The organism is Chromobacterium sp. ATCC 53434, from assembly GCF_002848345.1.
Lineage (GTDB): Bacteria > Pseudomonadota > Gammaproteobacteria > Burkholderiales > Chromobacteriaceae > Chromobacterium.
This window is the reverse complement of sequence record NZ_CP025429.1, coordinates 3,094,363-3,117,277: the sequence shown is the minus strand read 5'-3', so window position 1 is coordinate 3,117,277 and position 22,915 is coordinate 3,094,363. Positions and strand designations below refer to the sequence as shown.

General features: G+C 67.4%; 25 protein-coding genes. 15 read left to right on the top strand and 10 right to left on the bottom strand.

Going from position 1 to position 22,915, the window contains the following annotated elements:
* The first annotated feature begins 8 nt into the window (after positions 1 to 8).
* The 4 genes from CXB49_RS14015 to CXB49_RS14000 all read left to right on the top strand — a co-directional run bounded on the left by CXB49_RS14015 (position 9) and on the right by CXB49_RS14000 (position 4,033).
* On the top strand, positions 9 to 554 hold the full coding sequence (locus tag CXB49_RS14015) for a hypothetical protein (RefSeq protein WP_158300865.1): 546 nt from the start codon (positions 9 to 11) through the stop codon (positions 552 to 554).
* A gap of 8 nt (positions 555 to 562) precedes the next feature.
* Positions 563 to 1,549 carry an XdhC family protein gene (locus CXB49_RS14010; protein WP_158300864.1) on the top strand — a complete coding sequence of 329 codons (987 nt, stop codon included), beginning with the start codon at positions 563 to 565 and terminating at the stop codon, positions 1,547 to 1,549.
* On the top strand, positions 1,546 to 2,115 hold the full coding sequence (locus CXB49_RS14005; protein WP_101708980.1) for an NTP transferase domain-containing protein: 570 nt from the start codon (positions 1,546 to 1,548) through the stop codon (positions 2,113 to 2,115). The genes CXB49_RS14010 and CXB49_RS14005 overlap by 4 nt, the downstream gene beginning before the upstream one ends.
* 64 nt (positions 2,116 to 2,179) lie before the next feature.
* Positions 2,180 to 4,033, top strand: a complete 1,854-nt coding sequence (locus tag CXB49_RS14000; RefSeq protein WP_158300863.1) for a methyl-accepting chemotaxis protein — start codon at positions 2,180 to 2,182, stop codon at positions 4,031 to 4,033.
* Position 4,034: 1 nt separating this feature from the next.
* On the opposite strand, the gene CXB49_RS13995 is transcribed toward CXB49_RS14000, so the two are convergent.
* From CXB49_RS13995 to CXB49_RS13965, 7 genes are all read right to left on the bottom strand, one after another.
* Complete coding sequence (locus CXB49_RS13995; protein ID WP_101708978.1) at positions 4,035 to 5,039, bottom strand: ABC transporter ATP-binding protein; 1,005 nt, start codon at positions 5,037 to 5,039, stop codon at positions 4,035 to 4,037.
* Between the two features lie 13 nt (positions 5,040 to 5,052).
* Positions 5,053 to 5,853: an ABC transporter permease gene (locus CXB49_RS13990; RefSeq protein ID WP_101708977.1), complete on the bottom strand. Its 801-nt coding sequence runs from the start codon at positions 5,851 to 5,853 to the stop codon at positions 5,053 to 5,055.
* Positions 5,850 to 6,761 carry an ABC transporter permease subunit gene (locus tag CXB49_RS13985; RefSeq protein ID WP_101708976.1) on the bottom strand — a complete coding sequence of 304 codons (912 nt, stop codon included), beginning with the start codon at positions 6,759 to 6,761 and terminating at the stop codon, positions 5,850 to 5,852. The genes CXB49_RS13990 and CXB49_RS13985 overlap by 4 nt, the downstream gene beginning before the upstream one ends.
* Positions 6,762 to 6,824: 63 nt before the next feature.
* Complete coding sequence (locus CXB49_RS13980) at positions 6,825 to 7,925, bottom strand: ABC transporter substrate-binding protein (RefSeq protein WP_101708975.1); 1,101 nt, start codon at positions 7,923 to 7,925, stop codon at positions 6,825 to 6,827.
* A gap of 178 nt (positions 7,926 to 8,103) precedes the next feature.
* The gene (gene hcnC, locus CXB49_RS13975) at positions 8,104 to 9,363 is read right to left on the bottom strand and encodes a cyanide-forming glycine dehydrogenase subunit HcnC (RefSeq protein ID WP_101708974.1); all 1,260 of its coding nucleotides are present in this window, start codon (positions 9,361 to 9,363) and stop codon (positions 8,104 to 8,106) included.
* A 1-nt stretch (position 9,364) separates the two neighbouring features.
* Entirely contained in the window at positions 9,365 to 10,765 is a 1,401-nt protein-coding gene (locus tag CXB49_RS13970) for an NAD(P)/FAD-dependent oxidoreductase (protein ID WP_101708973.1), read from the bottom strand.
* Positions 10,762 to 11,025 carry a 2Fe-2S iron-sulfur cluster-binding protein gene (locus tag CXB49_RS13965; RefSeq protein ID WP_304441826.1) on the bottom strand — a complete coding sequence of 88 codons (264 nt, stop codon included), beginning with the start codon at positions 11,023 to 11,025 and terminating at the stop codon, positions 10,762 to 10,764. The genes CXB49_RS13970 and CXB49_RS13965 overlap by 4 nt, the downstream gene beginning before the upstream one ends.
* A gap of 563 nt (positions 11,026 to 11,588) precedes the next feature.
* Here CXB49_RS13965 and CXB49_RS13960 point away from each other — a divergent pair.
* The 3 genes from CXB49_RS13960 to CXB49_RS13950 all read left to right on the top strand — a co-directional run bounded on the left by CXB49_RS13960 (position 11,589) and on the right by CXB49_RS13950 (position 13,730).
* A complete protein-coding gene (locus tag CXB49_RS13960; RefSeq protein ID WP_158300862.1) occupies positions 11,589 to 12,107 on the top strand; it encodes a hypothetical protein in 519 nt (172 codons plus the stop codon).
* A 40-nt stretch (positions 12,108 to 12,147) separates the two neighbouring features.
* Positions 12,148 to 12,651, top strand: coding sequence for a hypothetical protein (locus CXB49_RS13955; RefSeq protein ID WP_101708970.1), 504 nt, complete (start codon positions 12,148 to 12,150; stop codon positions 12,649 to 12,651).
* Between the two features lie 80 nt (positions 12,652 to 12,731).
* On the top strand, positions 12,732 to 13,730 hold the full coding sequence (locus tag CXB49_RS13950; RefSeq protein ID WP_101708969.1) for an asparaginase: 999 nt from the start codon (positions 12,732 to 12,734) through the stop codon (positions 13,728 to 13,730).
* A gap of 562 nt (positions 13,731 to 14,292) precedes the next feature.
* On the opposite strand, the gene CXB49_RS13945 is transcribed toward CXB49_RS13950, so the two are convergent.
* The 3 genes from CXB49_RS13945 to CXB49_RS13935 are packed head-to-tail and all read right to left on the bottom strand — an operon-like array spanning position 14,293 to position 17,330.
* On the bottom strand, positions 14,293 to 15,663 hold the full coding sequence (locus CXB49_RS13945) for an efflux transporter outer membrane subunit (protein ID WP_101708968.1): 1,371 nt from the start codon (positions 15,661 to 15,663) through the stop codon (positions 14,293 to 14,295).
* 10 nt (positions 15,664 to 15,673) lie between these two features.
* A complete protein-coding gene (locus CXB49_RS13940; protein WP_101708967.1) occupies positions 15,674 to 16,825 on the bottom strand; it encodes an HlyD family secretion protein in 1,152 nt (383 codons plus the stop codon).
* The gene (locus CXB49_RS13935; RefSeq protein ID WP_101708966.1) at positions 16,818 to 17,330 is read right to left on the bottom strand and encodes a DUF3302 domain-containing protein; all 513 of its coding nucleotides are present in this window, start codon (positions 17,328 to 17,330) and stop codon (positions 16,818 to 16,820) included. Before CXB49_RS13935 ends, CXB49_RS13940 begins: the two co-directional genes overlap by 8 nt.
* Before the next feature lie 235 nt (positions 17,331 to 17,565).
* Here CXB49_RS13935 and CXB49_RS13930 point away from each other — a divergent pair, with 235 nt between their 5' ends.
* From CXB49_RS13930 to CXB49_RS13895, 8 genes are all read left to right on the top strand, one after another.
* Positions 17,566 to 18,117 (top strand): AAA family ATPase, encoded by a 552-nt coding sequence (locus CXB49_RS13930; protein ID WP_101708965.1) that lies wholly within the window; start codon positions 17,566 to 17,568, stop codon positions 18,115 to 18,117.
* Between the two features lie 207 nt (positions 18,118 to 18,324).
* Complete coding sequence (locus CXB49_RS13925; protein WP_101708964.1) at positions 18,325 to 18,540, top strand: RNA-binding S4 domain-containing protein; 216 nt, start codon at positions 18,325 to 18,327, stop codon at positions 18,538 to 18,540.
* A 1-nt stretch (position 18,541) separates the two neighbouring features.
* The gene (locus CXB49_RS13920; RefSeq protein WP_101708963.1) at positions 18,542 to 18,736 is read left to right on the top strand and encodes an oxidoreductase-like domain-containing protein; all 195 of its coding nucleotides are present in this window, start codon (positions 18,542 to 18,544) and stop codon (positions 18,734 to 18,736) included.
* Positions 18,723 to 19,571 carry a 3',5'-nucleoside bisphosphate phosphatase gene (locus CXB49_RS13915; protein WP_101708962.1) on the top strand — a complete coding sequence of 283 codons (849 nt, stop codon included), beginning with the start codon at positions 18,723 to 18,725 and terminating at the stop codon, positions 19,569 to 19,571. The genes CXB49_RS13920 and CXB49_RS13915 overlap by 14 nt, the downstream gene beginning before the upstream one ends.
* 18 nt (positions 19,572 to 19,589) lie before the next feature.
* Complete coding sequence (locus CXB49_RS13910) at positions 19,590 to 20,213, top strand: L-threonylcarbamoyladenylate synthase (protein WP_101708961.1); 624 nt, start codon at positions 19,590 to 19,592, stop codon at positions 20,211 to 20,213.
* A gap of 28 nt (positions 20,214 to 20,241) precedes the next feature.
* Entirely contained in the window at positions 20,242 to 20,886 is a 645-nt protein-coding gene (locus tag CXB49_RS13905; protein ID WP_101708960.1) for a site-2 protease family protein, read from the top strand.
* A gap of 38 nt (positions 20,887 to 20,924) precedes the next feature.
* Complete coding sequence (locus tag CXB49_RS13900) at positions 20,925 to 21,563, top strand: site-2 protease family protein (protein ID WP_101710716.1); 639 nt, start codon at positions 20,925 to 20,927, stop codon at positions 21,561 to 21,563.
* Positions 21,564 to 21,640: 77 nt separating this feature from the next.
* Positions 21,641 to 22,837, top strand: a complete 1,197-nt coding sequence (locus CXB49_RS13895; RefSeq protein WP_101708959.1) for a tryptophan--tRNA ligase — start codon at positions 21,641 to 21,643, stop codon at positions 22,835 to 22,837.
* The last annotated feature ends 78 nt before the right edge of the window (positions 22,838 to 22,915 follow it).

Sequence of the window (22,915 nt, the reverse complement as noted above, 5' to 3'; positions counted from 1 at the left end):
GAGGCGAGATGAAAATCCTGACAGTCTTGTGCTGGGCGCTGGCCGCCTGGCTGCCGGCCGCGCGGGCGGCGGACGACCCGGCCGCGTCGCGGCAGGCTTTCGGCGACGTGGCGCGGGTGATGCAATCGCCGCGCTGTCTGAACTGCCATACCGCCACCGACTTCCCGCGCCAGGGCGACGATCGCCACCGGCACCTGCAATTGATCAAGCGCGGCCCGGCCGATATGGGCAGCCCGTCGCTGATGTGCTTCGCCTGCCACCAGACGGCCAATTCGGCCGACGGCCTGGTGCCGGGCGGGCCCGGCTGGCGGCTGGCGCCGCTGAGCATGGCCTGGGAGGGGCTGAGCGCCGGCCAGATGTGCCGCCGCTTGCTGGACAAGCAGCGCAACGGCAATCGCGACGTCGCGGCGCTGGTCGCGCACATGGCCAATGAGCCGTTGGTGCAGTGGGCCTGGCATCCGGGCGGCGGCCGGACGCCGCCGCCGCTGTCGCAGCCGGATTTCCTCGTCTCGGTACGGCGCTGGGCCGATACCGGCGCCTATTGCCCGAAATGAGCGCGGCGATGCGCGGCAACGACGAAACCGTGCTGGCGCAGACGCTGGACTGGCTGCGGCAGGGCCGGCGCGTCGCGCTGCTGACGGTGCTGGGCACCTACGGCGCCAGTCCGAGGCCGCCCGGCGCGCTGGCGGCGATACGCGACGACGGCATGATCTGCGGCTCGGTGTCCGGCGGCTGCGTCGAGGACGATCTGCGGCGGGAGATCGCCGGCGGCGGCGTGTTCGGCGCCGGCCCGGCGGCCTGGGTGCGCAGCTTCGGCGTCAGCGTCGAGGAGAGGCAGCGTTACCGGCTGCCGTGCGGCAACAGTCTCAGGGTGGCGGTGGAGACCGCGCCGGATCCGGCGCAGCTGGCGCAATTGCTGGAGGCGGTGCGCTCGCAGCGCTGCCTGTGGCGCCGCGTCGCCTTCCCGGACGGCGCGGCGCGGCTGACGGCCGACGGTCCGCCCGGGGTCTTCGCCGAGGACGCCGGCGGTTTCAGCGTGCTGCACGGCCCGCACTGGCGACTGCTGATCATAGGCGCGGCGGAGCTGGGGCGTTATCTGGCGCAGATCGCGCTGACGCTGGACTATGCGGTGACGGTGTGCGATCCGCGCGAGGAGTACCGGCTGGACTGGAGCCTGGCCGGCGCGCCGCTGTCGGCCGAGATGCCGGACGATCTGGTGCTGGCCTTCGGCTGCGACGAGCGCACCGCGGTGGTGGCGGTGACGCACGATCCCAAGCTGGACGACCTGGCGCTGATGGAGGCGCTCAAGCTGCCCTGCCATTACGTCGGCGCGCTCGGTTCGGCGACGACGACGCTGAAGCGCAAGGCGCGGTTGGCCGAGCACTTCGGCCTGACGCCGGCGGAGCTGGACAGGCTGCACGGACCGGTGGGACTGGCGATAGGCTCGCGCACGCCGGCCGAGATCGCGGTGTCGATCGCCGCCGACCTGATCGCCAGCCGCCGCGCCGGCCTGGCCGGCGCCGAAGCGATGCGCCAGGCCTGCGCATGATAGCCGGCGTGGTGTTGGCGGCGGGCCAGGGCCGGCGTTTCGGCGCCGACAAGCGCCAGGCGCGGCTGGCCGATGGCCGCAGCCTGCTGGAAGCCAGTCTGGCGGTCTTTGCCGGCCGGTTTCCGGAACTGGCGGCGGTGCTCGGCGACGGCGATGATTTCGGCCTGGCGGTGTGCGCCCGGCTGGGCGTGCGGCCGCTGTCCTGCCGGCTCAACCGCGCCGGCATCGGCCATTCGCTGGCCTGCGGCGCGGCCTGGGCGCTGGCGCTGCCGGACTGCGAGGGGCTGGTGCTGGGTCTGGCCGACATGCCGCTGGTGCGGCCGCACACCGTCAGCCAGCTGGCGTCGGCGCTGCGGCACGGCCGGCCGGTGCTGCCGTGCCATCAGGGCCGCCCCGGCCATCCGCGCGGCCTGCCGGCGTCCTGCCTGTCCAGCCTGCTCGATCTCGACGGCGACGTCGGCGCGCGCGACGTCGTCGACTGGGACCAGGCGCTGAGGCTGGAGCTGGACGATCCCGGCGTGCTGCTCGACGTCGACACGCCGGAGGACCTGCTGCGGCTGGGCTGAGTCGGCGCAAAAAGACTTTGAACTATAGTGAATTGTTCTCTGGCAAGAGGGGAAGGCGATGCGAATGCGCCTCACGGTCGCTCACAAGCTGGTGTTGTTGATCGCTCCGTTGGTGCTGGCGTTGTTTTTCGTCGCCATCGGCTACGCCTGGAACCAGCGGCAGCTGCTGCAGGAATTGAACCGCGATCAAGTGCTGACCGAGAATATCGGCCTGGTCGGCGAGCTGATCCAGCAACTGCAGGCCGAGCGCGGCCGCAGCTACGGCTATCTGGCGATGCACCGTTCGCGGCCGCCGGAGCTGGCGCAGGTCCGCTCCGCCGTCGACGAGGTGCTGGCCCGGCTGCGCGGCCAGTCCCACAGCGGCATGGCGGCCGGCCTGCAGGGCTATCTCGACGACAGCGTGCCGCGCCGGGAGGCGTTAGACCAGCTCCGGCGCGAGGTCGACGCCCGCCACATCTCCCCCGATCCGGCGTTTCGGCGCTATTCCGATCAGATCGAGCGTCTGTCGCGCATCGTCGCGCTGTTCCACGCGCATAGCCAGCCGGTGCAGGAGCTGGTGCTGCAGTGGTCGGCGGTCAATTGCCAGAAGGAATACACCGGCCGCACCCGCGGCCTGATCACCGGCGTGCTGACCGAGGGCAGCTTCACCATCACCAATTTCCGCCAGGTCAGCGGCGTGGTGTCGCAGGAGGAGCTGTGCCGCGCCCAGTACCGCCAGTACGGCGGCGACGAGGCCGCGCTGCAGGCGGCGATGGACCGGACCAGCCAGTTCGAGCGCATGCGCGACGCGGTGCTGGCGCGCGGCGCCGGCGCGCTGCAGAGCGAGCGGCCGGAGACCTGGTTCCAGGTGAGCAGCGGCCGCATCGAGGCCTTGTACCAGGTGCAGCAGGCGCTGTTGGCGCAGATACGGCAACAGGTGGACGGCCAGGCCGCCGGGGCCAGACTATACGGTTATCTGGTGCTGGCCGGCCTGCTGTTGCTGCTGCTGCCCATCGTCTTCGCGGTGCTGGTCGGGCGCAATATCGTCCACACGCTGGGCGCCGAGCCGGACGAGGTGGCGCAGGGCATGCGCGAGTTGTCGGCCGGCCGGCTGGACTTCTTCCTGCCGCTCAGAAGCGGCGACAGCCACAGCCTGGCCGCCCACATCCGCCAGATGGGCGAGCGGCTGTCCGGCGTGATCCTGCAGGTCAAGGAGGACGCCGACGCGGTGGCCAACGCGTCCACCCAGCTGAATTCGGCGTCGCAGGGGCTGTCGCAGGGCGCGGCCCGCACTTCGGTCGATGTCGAGGAGAGCAGCAGCGCCATCGACGACATCGCGCGCTGCATGTTCGAGATGGCCGGCGACGCCAATCATGCCGGCGAAATGGCCGACACCGCCAGCGGCCAGGCGGCCGACGGCAAGCAGGTGGTGCAGCGGACGATAGCGGCGATGCACGAGATCGCCCGCCGCACCGACATCATCGACGACATCGCCTACCAGACCAATCTATTGGCCTTGAACGCGGCGATAGAGGCGGCGCGCGCCGGCGAGCACGGCCGCGGCTTCGCGGTGGTGGCGGACGAGGTGCGCAAGCTGGCGATGCGCAGCCAGTCGGCGGCCAAGGAGATCGGCCAGGTGGCGATAGGTAGCGTGGAGCTGGCCGAGAGCGCCGGCCAGCAGCTGAGCGACATCGTCGATTCCAGCCGCCAGACGCTGGAATTGGTCATGGGCATCTCCAGCGCGGCGACGACCCAGGCGCAGCGGGTGGGAGACATCAATCAGGCGATGCGGCGCGTCAATCAGCTGTCGCAGGACAACGCCGCCGCCAGCGAAGAGCTGTCCGCGGCGGCGCAGGAGGTGGCGATGCGCGCCGACAGCCTGCGCCGGCAGATGCATTACTTCCAGCAGGGGAGCCAGCGGCTGCCGCCGCTGGCCTGACTCAGCGCACCTCGCGCAGATCGGCGCGGTCCACGCGCAGCCGCACCGGCGTGCCGCCCGGCAGCAGGTCGGCGGCGCTGCGGTTCAGCCGGTCCACCTGCAGCGTGGCGCCGTTCGCCTCCACCTGGTAGCGAATGATGTTGCCCAAGAGTTGGTGCTGGCGCACCACCGCCGGCAGCGCGCCGTCGCCGGCCTCGCCCTGCTCCAGCAGCTGGATGGACTCCGGGCGTATCGCCAGGTGTCCGCTGATTTCCAGCCCCAGCAGCGTCTGGCTCTGTTCGGCGGTCAGCAGATTGTAATTGCCCATGAAGCGGGCGACGAACTCGGTGGCCGGCTGGGTGTAGATGGTTTCGGCCGCGCCTTCCTGTTCCACCTTGCCCTGGTTCATCACGAAGATGCGGTCCGACATCGTCAGCGCCTCCTCCTGGTCGTGGGTGACGAAGATGGTGGTCAGTCCCAGCCGGCGCTGGATGTCGCGGATCTGCTCGCGCAGATTCTTGCGGATGCGGGCGTCCAGCGCCGACAGCGGCTCGTCCAAAAGCAGCATGCGCGGCTCCACCACCAGCGCGCGCGCCAGCGCCACGCGCTGGCGCTGGCCTCCCGACAGCTGGTGAGGGAAGTGGCGCTCGCGGCCGTTCAGCTCCACCAGCGCGATCACCTCGCCGACCTTGCGGCGGATTTCGTCGGCGGAGCGCTTCTGCATCTTCAGGCCGAAGGCGATGTTGTCGGCCACGTTCATATTGGGGAACAGCGCGTAGCTCTGGAACACCATGCCGATGCCGCGCTTCTGCGGCGACTGGTGGGTGATGTCGTCGCCGGACAGGCGGATGCTGCCGCCGCTGGGCGTCTCGAAACCGGCGATCATCCTGAGCACCGTGGTCTTGCCGCAGCCGGACGGGCCGAGGAAGGTGACGAACTCGCCGGCCTCCACCTTCATGTTGAAGTCGTGCACCACCGCCTGTTGGCCGAAGCGCTTGTTCAGATGGTCGATTTGCAGAAATGCCATGATTGCTTCCGTTTCAGTGTTCGTCGGCGCCGAGCGCGGCGCGGTTGCGGCTGACCACCTGCATCAGCCCCATCGCCGCCCAGGTGACCAGGAAGGCGATGATGGCGAGCGCGGCCGGTTCGTAGGCGCGGTTGGCGCCTATCAGCTGCAGATAAGGGCCGAAGGCCGGGCGGGCCAACAGGCTGGCCAGCGTGAACTCGCCGATGACGATGGCGAAGGTCAGGAAGGCGCCGGACAGGATGGCGGTTTTCAGATTGGGGAAGATCACCAGCCTGAGGATGTCGAACCAGCCGCTGCCCAGGCTCTGCGCCGCCTCGGTCAGCGAGCGCACGTCTATCGCCGACAGGCCGGTGTCGACCGCGCGGTACAGATAGGGCAGGGCCAGCGTCACATAGCCGAACACCAGCAAGAGGTCGGTGCCGCGCTCGTTGCCGGTCAACGGCAGCCAGCCGCCGCTGCCGTACAGCCGCAGGTAGCCGAACACCAGCACGATGGCCGGAATCACCAGCGGCAGCAGCGTGATGAACTCGATCAGCGGCCGTAGCCTGGGCAGTTTCAGCTGCACCCAGAATGCGGTGGGCACCACCAGCACGATGCCGACCAGGATGGTCAGCAAGGCCAGCAGCGCCGAGTAGGCGAAGCTCGCCTGGAAGCCGGGGTCGGTCAACACCGTCTTGTAGGCTTCGAAGCTGTAGCCGTCGCGTTTCATCTTCAGGCTGAATTCGAAGGTGGCGATCAGGGGCAGCAGGAAATAGCCGCTGCCGAGCACGATGGCGATCCAGGCGCCCAGGCGCGAGGTGGCGGTGGGTTTCATGCGGCCTCCCTTTGGCTGCGCTTGCGCAGCCAGATATAGCCGGCGTTGGCGCTGCCGGTGATCAGAACCATGCCCAGCGCCAGCGCGTAGCCCAGGTTCTGGTCGTGGAGCACGTCGCCGTGGATCTGCGCGTACAACAGGATGGTGACGATGTTCAGCGAGCTGCCGGTCAGCGCGTAGGCGGTGGCCACCGCGCCGAAGGCGTTGGCGAACAGCAAGAGCGCGGCGCCGACCATGCTGGGCCACAGCACCGGCAGCGCGATGTGGCGCCAGTAGGCGAGGGCGGAGCCGCCCAGGCTCTCGCAGGCCTCGCGCCATTCGTCCTTCAGCCCTTCGACCGCCGGCGCGATGATCAGCACCATCAGCGGAATCTGGAAGTACAGATAGGTCAGCGTCAGGCCGGCGAAGCTGAGGATGGAGAAGCCGCTGGCGTACAGGTCGACATCCAGATACTTGCGCAGCAGCATCGTCACCAGGCCCATCCGTCCCAGCGTGGACAGGAAGGCGAAGGCCAGCGGGATGCCGGCGAAGTTCGAGGCGACGCCGGAAAAGGTGGTCAGCGTCGGACGTATCCAGGCGGGCAGGCCGCCGCGTATCGCCGCCAGCGCCAGCAACAGGCCGAGCAGGGTGCCGAGAATGGCCGAGGCGGCGCTGATCTCGAGGCTGATCTTGTAGGCGCTGACGATATTGTCGTCGAACAGGCGGACGATGTTGTTCAGCGTGAAGTGGCCCTGGGCGTCCTGGAAGGCGCCGGCCATCAACAGCACGGTCGGCAGGATCAGGAACAGCAGCGCGAAGGCGAGAAAGGGCGCGACGCCCAGCCACGACAGCAGCGAGGCGCGGGCGGCGCTTGGGGGACTGGCTGTGCGGGAGGTGGGCGTCGGCATAGATTCTGAGGATGCGGACATCGATGTTTCTCTAGGTGAACGGGCCGCCAGAGGCGGCCCGAAGGGAAGGCTAGGCGCGGCGTGTTACTTCACGTTGCTGCCGACCACGCTGTCCCACTGCTTGGTGATGCCGGCCTTGTAGGCTTCCTGCTGCTCTATGGTCGGGAACACCGCTTTCTTGTAGGCGGCGGCGTCCGGCAGCTTGCTGATCAGCTCGGACGGAATCTTCTTCTTGGCGGTCAGGTCGTTGAAGCGGATCGGGTGGCAATAGCCCTTCAGCCAGGCCACCTGGCCCTCGTCGGAGAACAGGTATTCCATCCACAGCTTGGCGGCGTTCGGGTGCGGCGCGTAGGCGCTGATGCCCTGGGCGTAGACGCCGGCGACCACGCCGCTCTTCGGCACGATCACATCCACTTTCGGGTTGCCCTTCAGCGTGTCGCGGTCGGCCAGCGCGTTGTAGTCCCAGCGGACGATGATGGGGGTGGTGCCCTGGGCCAGCGAGGCGGCCTTGCCGATCACCGGCACGAAGTTGCCGTTCTTGTTCAGCTGCGAGAAGAATTTCAGACCGGCGTCGGCGGCCTTGCCCACGTCGCCCTTGGCCTGCGACAGGCCGGCGGCGAACACGCCCTGGATGGCCTGGTTGGCGGCGCGCGGGTCGCCGGCCAGCGCCACGGCGTTCTTGTATTCCGGCTTCAACAGGTCGGACCAGTCGGTCGGGGCCTTGCCGACCAGATCGCGGTTGACCTGGAAGGTCAGCACGCCGTAGTAGTCGCCGTACCAGTAGCCGTCCTTGTCCTTGGCGTTGTCGGGAATGGTCTTCCAGGTGGACACCTTGTACGGCTGCAGCAGGCCCTGGGCCTTGGCTTGCGGACCGAAGGACAGACCGACGTCGATGACGTCCGGCGCCTGCGGACCCTTGTTGTTCTTGTTGGCCTTGATGGCCTCCAGCTCGTCGGCGGAGCCGGCGTCCGGATTCAGTTCATTGACCTTGAGGCCGTACTTGGCCTTGAAGCCGGCGATCACATTGCCGTAGCCGCACCAGTCGTGCGGCAGCGCGATCACGGTCAGCTCGCCTTCCTTCTTGGCGGCCTGGACCAGCGCGGCCAGATTGTCGGCCAGCGCGGCGTTGGCGATCATCCCCAGGGCGCCGGCGACGGCGATGTAACCCAGTTTGTGCTTCATCATTGCTCCCCTTCCTGGCCTGTGGCCTTATCTATCGAAAAACTGATGCGATGGTATGAGGGATTGATGACAAAACGACGTCAGTAATATGACAAAAAGGTTGCAAGCCTGGACCATAGGCCGGGGGACGAAAAAAAACCGCCAGACCATCAGGTCGTGGCGGCTATGAGAGGAAGCGGTCTCAGGCGTGCAGCGCGAAATCCATCTGCTCCGCGGTGCGGTTGGGGAAGCGGCCGGCCAGGAACGGCGCGATGTCCAGCGGCAGCGGCTCGCCGCGCACCAATCCGTTCAGCAGCACGCCGGTGATGGCCGAGGTCAGGATGCCGGTGCGGAAGTGGCCGCAGGCGTTCAGATAGCCGTCGACGCCGTCTTCCGGCCCCAGGATGGGCAGTTCGTCCGGCGTGCCGGGACGCAGGCCGGCCCAGCAGCGCTTGATGTTGACGTTGGCGAGCTCCGGCACGCAGCGTATCGCGCCCTGCACCAGGCCGTTGATTTCCGGATAGGTGATGGTGGTGTCGTAGCCCTTGTCCTCGGTGGTGCTGCCGATCAGGATCTCGCCGTTGTCCTTCTGCGCGATATAGCAGTCGCTGGTGGTGATGCAGCCGCGCAAGAGCTTGGGCATCTTCTCCGACAACACGATCTGGCCCTTGACCGGCTTGACCGGAATGGTGCGGTCGGTGGCCCAGCGCGACAGCTCGGCGGCCCAGGAGCCGCCGGCGTTGATCAGCGTGTGGCAGCTGAAGTCGCCGGCCTCGGCGGTGCGCACGCCGGTGACGCGGCTGCCTTCGCGGGTGACGCCGGTGACGTTGACGTTGAAGAACACGTCGACGCCGTTTTGCCGCGCCGCCTCGGTGTAGGCGTCGGTCAGGCGGAAGGGGCTGACCTGGTGGTCGCAGAGGAACTCCAGCGCGCCCTGGGCCTTGTCGCTGACAAAGGGCTCGTTCTCGCGCAGCTGGGCGCGGTCCAACCAGTGCACTTCACTGGCCAGGTGCGGAATTTGCGCGGCGATGTGCTCGGCGTACAGCTGGTCTTCCTCATCGTAAATGATGTATTTGAGCCCGGTGCGCTCGAACTTGAAGTCCATGCCGTGGTTTTCCATCAACTCCTGGTGCAGGGTCGGGTACAGCGCGTTGGACGCCAGCGCGAAGTCGAAGAAGCTCTGCGGCAGGATGTGCGGCGTGCTGGCGTCGACCGCCACCGCGGCGCCGGCGGCCTCGCGCTTGCGTTTGGCCGAGGTCATGCGGAAGAAGATCACGCCGCAGCCCAGGCCCACCGACTCGCCTATCGCCCACAGGCCGCCGGCCGACGCGCGCGACGCGTTGCCGGGGCGCTTGCTGTCTATCAGCGCGATTTTCAGGTCGCGGCGCTTGGACAGCTGGTAGGCGCAGGAGGCGCCGATCACGCCGCCGCCGGCGATCACGATGTCGTATTGCTTGCTCATGTCAAATCTCTTCAGTCTGTTGGGTGCTGGCGAAAGCCGAGAACGGCAGCGGGTCGAGCGGGAAGCGCGGGCGTATCCAGCCGACGTCGCGCTTGCCGGTGTGTTCGCGCAGCCGGTCGCTGCAATAGCCGACGCACATCTTGCCCTGGCAGTCGCCCATGCTGACGCGGGTGCGCATCTTCAGGCTGATCAGGTCGTTGACGCCCTGTTCCAGCGCGGTGTCGATATCGCGGCGGGTCGCGTGCTCGCAGCGGCAGATCACGGTGTCGCTGTCCGGCAGCGCCAGCTGGCCATGGCCGCGGCGGGTGAAGCTGTCTATGCCCTTGCGGAAGCGCAGGACGGAGGCCAGCTCGTCCAGGCTGGCCTGGCGCAGGCGCAGCGCCTGGGTCTCGTCCAGCTTGCCCAGTTGCCGCAGCATGGACAGCGCGGCGATGCGGCCGGTGATCATCGCGGCGTCGCCGCCGCGCAGGCCGCCGACGTCGCCGGCCAGGTGGACGTTGTCGCGGCTGCTGCGTTGCCAGTCGTCGTTGACCGGCTTCAGATAGCCGTCGTCGGCGTAGCGGTGCTCCAGGCCCATCTGCTGGGTCAGCTGGGTGCGCGGAATGAAGCCGTAGCCGACGGCCAGCGTCTGGGCCGGCAGGCGGCGGCTGCGCGTCAGGTCGGCGCGCCATTCGGCGTCGTACGGCGCGACGGTCACTTCGCCGAGCTCGGCGTCGCCGTGGGCCTGGACCACGCCCCAGCCGTAGTGCAGCGGGACGCCGTGACGCTTCAGGTAGGCGACCATGCTCAGGCCGTCCAGGAACAACTGCGGCTGATTGAGCAGCGCGATCGCCTCCTTGGCCAGCCTGCCGAAGGCGCAGGCCTCGTAGACGCCGGCCACCTCGACGCCGGCGCGGTGCAATTGGCAGGCCACCAGCGGCAGCAGCGGGCCGGTGCCCACCAGCACGGTGCGGCCCAGCGGCTTGACCACGCCGCTCTTGATCTGCAATTGCAGGCCGCCCAGCATGATCACGCCGGGCAGCGTCCAGCCGGGGAAGGGCACGCTGCGCTCGTGGCAGCCGGCCGCCAGCAGCAGATGGGAATAGGGCACGGCCTCGACCTGCTCGTCCGCGGTCAGCGCGAACAGCTCGCTGTCGCTGCCGCCGACGACGCGGGTGTTCAGCCGGATGGCTATGCGCTCGCGATATTGTTCGAATTCGCGGTGCAGCGCCTGCATGCTTTCGCGATAGCGCTCGCCGAGATAGTCCAGCACCACGCCTTCGCGCAGCGGGCCGCGGTAGACCACGCCGCCGACGCGGGAGGCCTCGTCCAGCAGCGTGCAAGCGACGCCGTGGCGGGCCAGTTCCATGGCGGCCGACATGCCGGCCGGGCCGCCGCCGACGATCACCGGTTTCGCGCTCATCTCAGGCCCTCCGTGTTCAGGCGGTTGCCGGCGGTTTCCACCCGCATGTCGGGGCTGACCACGGTCTGGCAGGCGCGGCGCTTGTGCCGGCCGTCTATCTTGACCAGGCAGCAGTGGCATACGCCCATGCCGCAATAGGAACCGGCGATCTGCTGGTTGTCGTTGCGGCTGAGCTGGCGCAGGCCGACGGCGCTGAGCACGCTGAGCACGGTTTCGCCGCTGGCGGCGACGACCGGCTGGTCATTGATGTGGATGGTCATCGTCTGGCCTTGCAGGGCCTGAATATCATGGTTGCGGTGTAAAGACATAACGCACCTTTTTGTTTGTTGATGAAGTGGCTGACGACCGCGCCCCATCGGGGGCGGAGCGTCGCCGTTTCCGCCCCGCAAGTCTCGGCTCGGCAGGGCGGCACAATGATGACAAAGTACTTTTTTGTTCGTGTTTGACCAATTTTTATCATTTCCTGGCGCTCGTCTGCTTAACAAAAGTCAATTTCAGAATGTTGGAGTGGAAAAAGAGAACAGCCAGTCAAACTGTCTGTCACTTTTTTGCCGACTGTGTACATGTTTCATTGGCGGCCTTGCTTAATAGAAATTCACAAAAACACCTTATTAAGAAAATCTTAATTAAAACGAATATGGCCTGATGCCGCGGCCGCTACAAACGCTTACACGCGGAAACCTAATCGCTGCTGAACATCCGGTAGCGGGGTGCGATTATTCGAAGCAGGCCGGACATGCGGTTCGGCGCAAATAACAGACTGTTGGCATGTGTCCGGCGCCCAGATGCGGAGCGGGCCGGACCGATCGCCGAGGAGAGCAATGTGGAAATGATGAAGAAGCAGGCCGTTCTGTGGCTGCTGCCGCTGGCCGCTGCGGCCGGGCTAAGCGGCTGCGTGGTGGCGCCGCCGCGCGCCCAGCCGGTCTACGCGACGACGGTGCGGCTGGAGATGCCGCGCGAGTGGCGTCCCGCGGAGCATCCCTACTATCTGCACGCGATGAGCGATCTGCGCCAGGCGCGCGCCTATCTGGCGCGGCCCGACTATCCGCAGATCGCCGACGACGAGCGCCGCGCGGTGGCCGAGATCGACGCCGCGCTGGGCGAGATGCAGCGGGCCGCGATCGAGGACGGCAAGCAGCCGTGGCGCTACGAGCAGCCCGACGCGCGGCTGAGTCCGAGCGACCGCTTCCACCGCGCGCTGGATCTGCTCGACGCCGCCCGCCGCGACGCCAGCCATCAGGAAGACGATCCGTGGGTGCGCGATCTGCAGCACCGCATCCTGCATCACGTCGACGCCGCGCACCGCGCGGTGCAACAGGCAATCAACGACGCCCTGCGCTGAGCGCGGGCCGTTCCGAATCGATACCGTCGAGGAGACAGACATGAAACTGACCGGCATTCTGATGATGTTGACGATAGCCGCCGCCGGCAACGCGGCACTGAGCAGCCAGGCCTTGGCCGACGACTGGCGCGACGGCCAGCCCTGGACCTGGCAGCAGCACCAGTGGCATCCGGAGGCGCATCCGTACTATCTGCACGCGATGACCGATCTGCGCGCCGCGCGCGATCTGCTGGCCCGGCCGGACTATCCGCAGGTGATGGACGACGAGCGCCACGCGGTCGACGAAATCAACAAGGCGCTGCGCAAGATGAGAGACGCCGCCATCGACGACGGCAAGGACATCTACGAGCGGACGCGGCCCGATGCGCGCTGGCGCCCGGAAGACCGCTTCCACCAGGCGCGGGAGCTGCTGGACAAGGCCCGCCGCGACGCGACCCACCGCGAGGATGATCCCTATCTGCGTTCGCTGCAGCGCGACATCGTCCATCACATCGACGATGCGCGCCGCGCCATCGATGTGGCGATGTCCGACGCGCTGCGCTGATCCCGCCTGTACCGCCGGCGTGTGACGCCGGATGAGGCTTGCGCTACCATCGTCGCAGATCAAGTGCGATGGAGTATGCAATGAGCCGAATCCTGGTGCTCTACACCGGTGGTACCATAGGCATGGACCACACCCCCGAAGGCCTGGCGCCGGTGCCGGGCCTGCTGCCGCGGCTGCTGCAGCGTCTCGCCCGTCCGGGCCTGGAATTCGACGTCGTCGAGTTCGAACAGCTGATCGACTCCTCGGCGATCACGCCCCGGCAGTGGAACCAGATCATAGACGCGCTGGATTCCCGCTATCACGACTACGACGGCTTCGTCGTCATCCACGGCACCGATACCATGGCCTATAGCGCCGGCGTGCTGGCCTTCGCCTTGCGCGGCCTGGCCAAGCCGGTGGTGCTGACCGGCGCCCAGCTGCCGCTGGTGCATCCGCGCTCGGACGGCTGGAGCAATCTGGCCGACGCTTTCGAGGCGGCCTGCCAGCCTGACTTGAACGAGGTCGTCGTCGCCTTCGACCGTCTGTTGCTGCGGGGCAGCCGCGTCCGCAAGCTGGATGTCGAACGCTTCGCCGGTTTCGGCAGTCCGAACGCCGAGCCGCTGGCCGAATTCGCCATCCACGCCGACTGGCGGCGCGCGGGCTGGCTGCCGGCCGATGGCCAGCCGTGGCGGCCGCAGCGCATAAACGAGGACCTAAAGTTCGCCGTCCTGATGCTGACGCCGGGCCACGGCAGCGCGCTGGCCGGACAGATATTGCGCGACGGCGGCCTGGACGGCGCGGTGCTGCTTGCCTACGGCAGCGGCAATGCGCCGGCCGATCCGGCGCTGCTGGGCGGCATCGCGGCGATGACGGCGCGCGGCGGCCCGGTGCTGACGCTGACCCAGGCGGTGAAGGGCGCGGTTGAGGTCGGCGCTTATGCCGCCAGCCAGCCGCTGGCCAAGGCGGGGGCGTTGCCGGGCGCCGATCTGACGCCGGAGGCGGCGCTGGCCAAAATGCAGGTGCTGCTGTCGGCCGGCGTCGGCGGCGAGGCGTTGCGCGAACAGCTGACCCGCCCGTTGCGCGGCGAGATGACGGCATAGCCGGCCGCTGTCGGGTACCGGGGCTGCCCATTTTTTGGGCAGCCCTTTTTCATGCCGCGCATTCAAGCACTTGCCTCGCTTGTCCACAACGCTTCCACATGGCTTTGCACCGCGGATGTGGGCAAGCGCGGCCGGTGCCGGTTTGTCGGCGGCGCCGCTTTTTGCCTAAAAAATAGGCAGACGAGGCGGCGGTTTGGAAAATCAGCCACTTGCGCCGCTTGTCCACATGCAACGCACAGGATTGTGTACCGGCGCCGGGGAGAATTGCCATCGCGCCGCCGCCGTTTTTGCCTAAAAAATGAGCAATGCGGTTTTCTTCTTCCTTATCATGGCTTTGCGTGGCTTATCCACAATGCGCCCACATGGCTCTGCACCGGCGGTGGGGAAAAAGTTCCTGCCTGCCTAAAAAATAATCGCCAGGCGGAAATGGAAACGCCATCAAGGACTTGCCCGGTTTTTCCACAGCCAGCTCACAGGCCTGTCCCCGACTTGTGTTGGGTAATCCGGAAGCGGCGCCGAAGCGGGGAGCCGTTCGCCGGTTTCCGCCATGGCCGCAAAAGATTCAGATCGGGAAGCGGCCGCCCAGTGCCAGATGCAGGGCGATGCGATTGTCCAGCCGCTGGCTTTGCAGGCGCAGCCGGCCGGCTTCGGCGGCATCGAGGCTGAGTTCTTGTTGCAGCAGCTGGTACTGGCTGATCTTGCCGACCCGCCTTTGCTGGCCGGCATGGGCGACGGCCTTCGCCAGCGCCGAGGTCTGCGCTTGCAGCGCGCGTTCGCGCTGGCCGAGCAGGCGCTCGCCGGCCAGGCCGTTCTCCACCTCCGCCAGCGCGTTCAGCGCGGCGCGGTTGTAGCCGGCCACCGCTTCGCGCTGCCTGGCGTTCTGCGCCTCGACCTGCGCCTGCAACTGTCCGCCGGTGAAGATCGGCGCCAGCATCTGGCCGGTCGCCGCCCAGACCGGGTTGTCTATCCCGGACTTGAGCAGGACGGCGGAGTCGGCGATATACGCGACGCCGCCGCTGAGTTTCAGCGAGGGCAGGCGGGCGCGCTTGGCGGCTTCGACGCCGTAGAACGCCGCCTCGAAGCGCTGCCGCGACGCCAGCAGGTCGGGGCGGCGGCTCAGCAGTTCCGATGGAATGCCGGCCGGCAGCGTGTCGGACACCGCCGGCAGCGCGCCGGCCGCCGACAGTTCGGCCGCCGGATAGCGGCCCAGCAGCAGTTCCAGCGCGCGCCGCGCCTGTTCCTGCGCCTGCTGGCTGGCCAACAGCTGCTGGCGTTGCGCCTCCGCGTTGGCGCGATGCAGATCGACGTCGAGCTCGGTGTCGCGCCCCACTTTGCGGGCCTGTTCGATCAGCGCCAGCTGCCGCTGCGACAGGCTCAGCATCCGTTGCGCGATCGCCAGCTGCTGCGTGCTTTCGGCCACGGCGATCCAGCCGCGGACGACGCCGGCGGCGATGGACTGCCGGGCATAGGCCAGATCGAGTTCCGACGCTTGCAGGCGGGCGTGGGCGGCGTCCTTCTCGGCGGCCAGGCGGCCCCACAGATCGACCTCCCAGGCCGCGATCAGCGCCGTGCCGGAGGTGCTCATGCTGGAGGTGGGCAGGCTGGAGTTGCCGGCCTGGCCGCCGATGGCGACCGACGGCAGCATGGCACCGCCGGCCGCCTTCAGCGCGGCCTGCGCCTGTTCCATCCTGGCCGCGGCCATCCGCAGATCGGCGTTGTGGCGCACCGCTTCGGCGATCAGGCCCCGCAGCCGGGCGTCTATCGGAAAGCCGAGCATGTCGGCGTCGAAGCGGCCGGCGGCCGCGGCGGCGCGCCAGCCGTCCGGCAGCGAGGCGTGTTCCAGCGCCAGGGCCCGGCTGTCCGGCGAGGGAACGGCGCAGCCGGCCAGCCATAGACTGGCGGCCAGCGGCAGCAGCATCTGCGCTTTGATCATCGCGGCCCCCTCAGTGCAGTTTCAGCACAAGGTAGTTGAGCAGCGACTGGGCGCGGATCATCACCATGCGCAGCAGGTGCAGCGGCGCCAGCTTCTCGGTGTAGATGGCGCCGTCGCCGCGCGCCCCCATCGGGATGAAGAGCGCCGCGTCGCCGTCGTCGCGCACCGGCAGCAGCTTGACCGCGTATTTCTGCGCCAGCGGCGGCGGGGCCAGCTCCACCGGCGTGTTCGGCACCTGGCCGGACTGGGCCAGCTGGCCCTGGCCATTGGCCCAGACGATGGAATCGACCCGGGCGCGAACCAGCCGGCCGGGCAGCGTCTTGAACGCGACCTCGGCCTTGTCGCCGGGCTGGACGTAGCGCAGCTCGTTCTGGTCGAAGAAGGCCAGGATGCGTTGCTCCTGTTCGACGAAGCTCAGCGCCGGCCGGAACGGCATCGGCACCAGGTAATTGCCCGGGCGCACGGCGACGTTGATGGCGTAGCCGTCGGCGGGAGCGCGGATGACGGTGGAGTCCAGATCGTATTGCGCGGCCTCCAGCTGCGCCTTGATCTGGGCCACGCTGGCCAGGTCCGGACCGACCTTGCCGTCCAGTCTGGTCCGCGCCTTGGCCTGGCCGCTCTGCGCCGACGCCAGCGCCGACTCGGCCTTCTTCACCTCGGCGCGGAAGCTCTCCACATCGTACTGGTTGCCGGCCCCGGTCCTGGCCAGTGTCCTGGCTTCGTTCAGCCGCTGCCGCATCAACTCCAGCTGCGCCCGCGCGGCGGCGGCGTCGCTGTCGGCGCTGTCCAGGTCCTGCCGCAGCGTCTTCGACGAGGCGGTGGTGTCGGCCAGCTTGGCCTTCAGCTCCTTGACGCGCAGCCGGTACGGCGTGTTGTCGATTTCCAGCAGCACGTCGCCCTTTTTGACCAGGGTATTGCCGTCGACCGCCACCCGGGTAACGGTGCCCGCCACGCGCGGCACGATTTCCGACACGTAGTTGATGACGCGGACGTCGCCGGAGGACGGGGTGACAACATTGATGGTGAAGATGATGGTGGCGAGCAGCGCCAGCGCGCCGGTCGCCGAGCCGACCTGGGTCTGGATGTTCCAGGGCAGCCATTTGAACTTGATGAAGATCAGCCAGATCAGGAAGGCGTAGCCGCCGAGGATGATTTCAAGCATCGCCAGCCTCCTTGTCGCCGCCGGCCTGCTTGCCGACGATCAGCGCGCGTTTCTGCGACAGGCCCGCCAGCCTCTCTTTCAGCAGCATGATCTCATCGTCGACGATGGCCAGATCCAGCGGCTTGTCGGCGTGGGCGCCATCGGGTTTCAGGAAGAAGTCGTCGTGCTTGTCGGTGCCGTAGGCGGCCTTGTAGGACGTGGGTTTGGTGAAGGCCCACAACCAGGCGATCGGCCACAGCAGGCCGCCGAAGGCCAGCGACAGCAGGCACAGCACCTGGATGGCGTGCTTTTGCGGATGCTGGTGCTTCTCGGCGAAGACTTCCGGCAGCACATGCACTTTCCAGAACAGATAGATGGCGGCCACCGGCACCAGCACGACGACGACCCACACCATCACGTCGGCGACTTTCTCTTCCATGCCCGGGGGCATGGCCCAGGCCGGCTGCGACAATAGCGCGGCGGAGCCGATGACAAACAGGGCGGAAGTGCGGCCAGTTACTCGCATGAAATCTCCAGGGTCAAGACATCTCGAGGCGGAAAAATCCGATCGATGCGGCGTGCGGCGATATTGATGGCGCGTTATGGTCAAAGCATAGTCGGTTTCGATGTGCCGGCAACTTTCGCGCCCGGCTCGCCGATTTTGTCGGCGAAATCATGGAAAAGCGGGGAAGGCGCGGCTTGTCGCGGTATAATAATCCGCTCGGCCCGAAATGACGGCCGATAGCGTGGAAGACTGAACAATGGTGCAGCAGCAGGCCGGCAGGCCGATCCGGGTGGCGATAGTCGGCCCGGAGTCCAGCGGCAAGAGCACGCTGGCCGAACAATGGGCGCGGCGGCTTCGCGCCGGCGGCCGCCGAGCGGCGTGGGTGCCCGAGTATGCGCGCGCCTATTACGCCGACCGGCCTTATATTTCCACCATGGCCGACATCGAGGCGATCGCCGCCGGCCAGCTGGCCGCCGAGCGGCGGGCGGAAGAGGCTGCCGACATCCTGCTGTGCGACACCACGGTGCTGACCTGCAAGATCTGGGCCGAGGTGGCGCACCAGCGGGCGTCGGACGCGTTGCTGGCGCTGTACCGGCCGGGCGACTACGCGTTGACGGTGCTGGCCCGTCCGGACATCCCGTGGGAGCCGGACCCGCTGCGCAGCCATCCCGAACAGCGCGACTGGCTGCTGGAATTGTACCGGCGGGAGTTGGCGCGCAGCGGAATCGACGCGGTGGAGGTGGCCGGAGCGCGCGAGGCGCGGTTGGCGCGCGCCCAGCAGGCACTTTTGCCGCTATTGGCTGACTAAAAAATAATCAGACCGAAAATGGCCAGCGAAAACATGGCCTTGCCGCGCTTGTCCACAGTGGCTCCACAATATTGTTCGCTGCCGGCGTGGATAGCCGGGCGAAGCTGCCTAAAAAATGGGCGGCGGCAAAAACATCAGACAGATTAAGGGCTTGGCGGCTTTGTCCACAGACCGCTCACAAGCCTGTCCAGAACGAGTGTGCAAAACATGAAACAGACTTTCCGCCTGTCCGGCGAATACATCGCCTTGTGCGATCTGCTCAAGGCCTGCAACGTCTGCCAGTCCGGCGGCGGCGCCAAGTATTTCATCGCCGAAGGCAATGTGGCGGTGGACGGCCAGCAGGAATTGCGCAAGACCTGCAAGATCCGCGCCGGCCAGCAGGTCAGCGGGGACGGTTTCCTGATCGCGGTAGAGGCCGAGTGAGATGGATGATTCCGCCGACATCATGCCCGAGCCGCCGTTCGAGGTGAGCGACGACATGTGCTGCGGCAGCGGCTGCGAACCGTGCATACTGGACCTCTACCAGCAGGAGCTGCGCGCCTATCGCGAGCGGCTGGCCGCCTGGGAGCGGCGCCGGGTCGCACGGCCGGCCGCGGGAGGCGACGATGGCCGGCATTGATCTGCATTTCCATTCCCGCACTTCGGACGGCGCGCTGACGCCGACCGAAGTCATCGACCGCGCCGCGGCGCGCTCGCCGACGCTGCTGGCGCTGACCGACCACGACTGCACCGGCGGCCTGGCCGAGGCGGCGGCCGCCGCCGCGCGCCATGGCATCGGCTTTCTCAACGGCGTCGAGGTGTCGGTCAGCTGGGGGCGGCACACGGTGCACATCGTCGGTCTCGGCGTAGACCCGGACGAACCGCGGTTGGCCGCCGGCCTGAAGGGCATACGCGACGGCCGCGTCGAGCGCGCGCGACGGATGGGGGCGGCGCTGGCCAATGCCGGCATACCGGGCGTCTTCGAAGGGGCGATGGCCCGGTGCGACAACCCCGAGATGGTGGGCCGCACCCATTTCGCCCGCCATCTGGTGGCCAGCGGCGCGGTCAAGGACTTGCGCACGGTGTTCCGCAAATACCTGACGCCGGGCAAGCCGGGCTATGTCGAGCACGACTGGGCCGGCCTGGAGGAGGCGGTGGGCTGGATAGTCGGCGCCGGCGGCATGGCGGCGATCGCCCATCCGGGGCGCTACGACATGGGCAAGACGCTGATCGAGCGGCTGATCCTGGACTTCAAGGCGGCCGGCGGCCAGGGCATAGAAGTGGCCTGCGGCAGCCACAGCCTCGACGACATGCACAAGTTCGCGCTGCACGCCGAGCGCCACCAGCTGTTCGCCAGCTGCGGCAGCGATTTTCACGCGCCGGGCGAGGGCGGCCGCGACGTCGGCCATACCGAGGATCTGCCGCCTATCTGCCGGCCGATCTGGCGCGAGCTGGACGCGCGCATCCTGCGCTGAGCGCACAAGGACAAGAATATGGCGCAATATTTCATGATCCACCCCGACAATCCGCAGATCCGCCTGATACGCGAGGCGGTGAGGATATTGCGCGAAGGCGGGGTGATCGCCTATCCGACCGACTCCTGTTACGCGCTGGGCTGCATGCTCGGCGACAAGGACGCGCTGGAACGCCTGCTGGCCATCCGCGGGCTGGGCCTGAAGCAGCGGATGATGACGCTGGTCTGCCACGATCTGTCCGAGCTGGCCAACTACGCCCGCGTCGACAACCGCCAGTTCCGGCTGCTGAAGAGCGCGACGCCGGGCAGCTACACCTTCATCCTGCAGGCCAGCCGCGAGGTGCCGCGCCGCACCTTGCACCCGAAGCGCGCCACCATCGGCCTGCGCGTGCCGGAGCACAAGGTGGCGCAGGCCTTGCTGGAAGAGCTGGGCGAACCCATATTGTCCTGTACGCTGATGCTGCCGGGCGACGCCGAGCCGCTGTCGGACCCGCAGGAGATCCGCGAACGGCTGGAGCACGCGGTGGAGGCGGTGCTGGACGGCGGCTGGTGCGGCGTCGAGCCGACCACCGTCATAGACATGACCGACGGCGTCGAGCTGGTGCGGGCGGGCAAGGGCCCGCTGGCGCCGTTCGGCCTGTGATTCAATTCGACATCTTATCTAGGAAATCATGCAGCAACTCTCCCTGATCCAGCAGTTGGCGGTATCGATACTGCCGATACTGTTCGCCATCACCATTCCCGCCGGGGCGCAGGCCTTCATGGCCGACCGGCTCGGCGACCGCACCGCCTACATGACCGGCCGCCGCACTTTCAGCCCGCTGGCCCACATCGATCCGATAGGCTCCATCGTGCTGCCGTTGATAGGCGTGGCGATGGGCGGCTTCATCATAGGCTGGCCGAAGTCGCTGCAGCTGAATCCCGGCGCGATGCGCAATCCGCGCACCGCGCTGGCCAAGGTGGCGGTGGTGACGCCGCTGGCCAATCTGGCGATGGCCCTGCTGTGGGCCGGCGTGGTGGCGGCGTCCGGCCATCTGTCGGACTACTTCGGCGAGCCGCTGCAACTGATGGCGCTGATCGGCATCAAGGTCAACGTCGCGCTGATGATCTTCACGCTGATCCCGCTGCCGCCGCTGCCGGGCGGCGTCATCGTGCAGGCCTTGCTGCCGGCGCGGGCCGCCTGGCAGTTTTCCAAGGTGGAGCGCTACAGTTTCTGGATTCTGCTGCTGCTGATGTTCAGCGGCGTACTCGGCAAGCTGTTGCTGCCGCTGGTGCAGGCCATCGTGGTGTTGATCGTCGGCGCGGTGCTGGCCTAGCGGCCGGCCCCGAAGGGCAGCGCAAAAAGGAGATGGCGGTGGATTTCGATGCTCTGGTGCGACAAGTCACCATCTACGCCGTGCCGGTGCTGTTGGCGATCACGCTGCACGAGGCGGCCCACGCCTACGCCGCGCGCCGCTTCGGCGACGACACCGCTTATCTGCTGGGGCGGATGACGCTGAATCCGCTGAAGCATATCGATCCTGTCGGCACCGTGCTGCTGCCGCTGATGACCTTGTGGGCCGGCGGTTTCATCTTCGGCTGGGCCAAGCCGGTGCCGGTCGACTTTGGCGCGCTGCGCAAGCCGCGCGAGCACGGTCGCTGGGTGGCGGCGGCCGGGCCGGCCGCCAATTTCGCGATGCTGCTGGGCTGGACCCTGCTGTTGAAGCTGGCGCTGTCCGGCGTCGGCGGCTATGGCGAGCCGCTGCGGCTGATGAGCCAGGCCGGCATCGCCATCAATTTGTCGCTGATGCTGTTGAACCTGCTGCCGATACTGCCGTTGGACGGCGGCCGCATCGTGCATAGCCTGCTGCCGTCGAACCTGGCCTGGCGCTATGGCCAGACCGAGCGCTACGGCATGTGGATTCTGCTGCTGTTGATCGCCACCGGGCTGCTGGGCAAGATCCTGCAGCCGTTTTATGTATTGATGTATCATCTGCTGCGACTGTTTTTCTAGAAACCTGAGCGGGCGTGGCCGCCGGATTGCTGCCGGCGGCTTTTCCTTTCCCGCGTCCCTATCGAGAGCACAACAATATGTCCGCCAACCGCATCCTTTCCGGCATGCGCCCCACCGGCAGCCTGCACCTGGGCCACTACCACGGTGTGATCAAGAACTGGGTGGAGCTGCAGCACAGCCACGAATGCTTCTTCATGGTGGCCGACTGGCATGCGCTGACCACCAACTTCGACGACGTGTCCATCATCGGCAAGTCGATCAACGAGATGGTGATCGACTGGCTGGCTTCCGGCGTCGATCCGGAAAAATCCACCGTCTTCGTGCAGTCCAAGGTGCCGCAGCACGCCGAGCTGCATCTGGCGCTGTCGATGGTGACGCCCTTGGGTTGGCTGGAGCGGGTGCCGACCTACAAGGACCAGATGGAGAAGCTCAGCCACAAGGATTTGACCACCTACGGCTTCCTCGGCTACCCCTTGCTGCAGGCGGCCGACATCCTGGTGTACAAAGCCGGACTGGTGCCGGTCGGCGAGGACCAGGTGCCGCACATCGAGCTGACCCGCGAAGTGGCGCGCCGCTTCAACCACATGTTCGGCCGCGAGCCGAACTTCGAGGAGCTGGCGAAGGCGGCGGTGAAGAAGATAGGCAAGGCCGGCAAGGATTTCGACCGGCTGCGCACCGCCTATCTGCAGGACGGCGACGCCGAGTCGCTGCTGAAGGCGCGTGAAATCCTGGCCGCCAGCCAGAACCTGGGCGCGGCCGATCGCGAGCGGCTGTACGGCTGGCTGGAGAACAAGGGCAAGATCATCCTGCCGGAGTGCGAGGCCAAGCTGACCGCGGCGTCGAAGATGCCGGGCCTGGACGGCCAGAAGATGTCCAAGTCCTATGGCAACACCATCACGATGCGCGAGGCGCCGGAGACGGTCAGCAAGAAGATCCGCGGCATGCCGACCGATCCGGCCCGCGTGCGCCGCACCGATCCGGGCACGCCGAGCCTTTGCCCGGTGTGGCAGCTGCACGAGGTCTACAGCGACGGCGAGACCAAGGAATGGGTCAAGGCCGGCTGTACTACCGCCGGCATCGGCTGTCTGGACTGCAAGCAGCCGGTGATAGACGCCGTCGTGCGCGAGCAGCAGCCGATGTTCGAGCGCGCCGAGAAATACCTGAGCAATCCGAAGCTGGTCGCCGAAATCCTCGCCGACGGCAATGCCCGCGCCGAGAAGGTGGCGCGCGAGACGATGGGCGATGTGCGCGCCGCGCTGGGGCTGGGCTATTGATCTAGTCCGTTGCCGGTGTGGACGAAGGCTGCTCGCGGAAATCGCCGGCAGCCTTTTTCTATCGGGCGGGCCGTCACG

Coding starts and splice junctions, on each gene's coding strand:
- CXB49_RS14015 (WP_158300865.1), top strand. CDS start 9: ATGAAAATCCTGACAGTCTTGTGCTGGGCGCTGGCCGCCTGGCTGCCG.
- CXB49_RS14010 (WP_158300864.1), top strand. CDS start 563: ATGCGCGGCAACGACGAAACCGTGCTGGCGCAGACGCTGGACTGGCTG.
- CXB49_RS14005 (WP_101708980.1), top strand. CDS start 1,546: ATGATAGCCGGCGTGGTGTTGGCGGCGGGCCAGGGCCGGCGTTTCGGC.
- CXB49_RS14000 (WP_158300863.1), top strand. CDS start 2,180: ATGCGCCTCACGGTCGCTCACAAGCTGGTGTTGTTGATCGCTCCGTTG.
- CXB49_RS13995 (WP_101708978.1), bottom strand. CDS start 5,039: ATGGCATTTCTGCAAATCGACCATCTGAACAAGCGCTTCGGCCAACAG.
- CXB49_RS13990 (WP_101708977.1), bottom strand. CDS start 5,853: ATGAAACCCACCGCCACCTCGCGCCTGGGCGCCTGGATCGCCATCGTG.
- CXB49_RS13985 (WP_101708976.1), bottom strand. CDS start 6,761: ATGTCCGCATCCTCAGAATCTATGCCGACGCCCACCTCCCGCACAGCC.
- CXB49_RS13980 (WP_101708975.1), bottom strand. CDS start 7,925: ATGATGAAGCACAAACTGGGTTACATCGCCGTCGCCGGCGCCCTGGGG.
- hcnC (WP_101708974.1), bottom strand. CDS start 9,363: ATGAGCAAGCAATACGACATCGTGATCGCCGGCGGCGGCGTGATCGGC.
- CXB49_RS13970 (WP_101708973.1), bottom strand. CDS start 10,765: ATGAGCGCGAAACCGGTGATCGTCGGCGGCGGCCCGGCCGGCATGTCG.
- CXB49_RS13965 (WP_304441826.1), bottom strand. CDS start 11,025: ATGACCATCCACATCAATGACCAGCCGGTCGTCGCCGCCAGCGGCGAA.
- CXB49_RS13955 (WP_101708970.1), top strand. CDS start 12,148: ATGAAACTGACCGGCATTCTGATGATGTTGACGATAGCCGCCGCCGGC.
- CXB49_RS13950 (WP_101708969.1), top strand. CDS start 12,732: ATGAGCCGAATCCTGGTGCTCTACACCGGTGGTACCATAGGCATGGAC.
- CXB49_RS13945 (WP_101708968.1), bottom strand. CDS start 15,663: ATGATCAAAGCGCAGATGCTGCTGCCGCTGGCCGCCAGTCTATGGCTG.
- CXB49_RS13940 (WP_101708967.1), bottom strand. CDS start 16,825: ATGCTTGAAATCATCCTCGGCGGCTACGCCTTCCTGATCTGGCTGATC.
- CXB49_RS13935 (WP_101708966.1), bottom strand. CDS start 17,330: ATGCGAGTAACTGGCCGCACTTCCGCCCTGTTTGTCATCGGCTCCGCC.
- CXB49_RS13930 (WP_101708965.1), top strand. CDS start 17,566: ATGGTGCAGCAGCAGGCCGGCAGGCCGATCCGGGTGGCGATAGTCGGC.
- CXB49_RS13925 (WP_101708964.1), top strand. CDS start 18,325: ATGAAACAGACTTTCCGCCTGTCCGGCGAATACATCGCCTTGTGCGAT.
- CXB49_RS13920 (WP_101708963.1), top strand. CDS start 18,542: ATGGATGATTCCGCCGACATCATGCCCGAGCCGCCGTTCGAGGTGAGC.
- CXB49_RS13915 (WP_101708962.1), top strand. CDS start 18,723: ATGGCCGGCATTGATCTGCATTTCCATTCCCGCACTTCGGACGGCGCG.
- CXB49_RS13910 (WP_101708961.1), top strand. CDS start 19,590: ATGGCGCAATATTTCATGATCCACCCCGACAATCCGCAGATCCGCCTG.
- CXB49_RS13905 (WP_101708960.1), top strand. CDS start 20,242: ATGCAGCAACTCTCCCTGATCCAGCAGTTGGCGGTATCGATACTGCCG.
- CXB49_RS13895 (WP_101708959.1), top strand. CDS start 21,641: ATGTCCGCCAACCGCATCCTTTCCGGCATGCGCCCCACCGGCAGCCTG.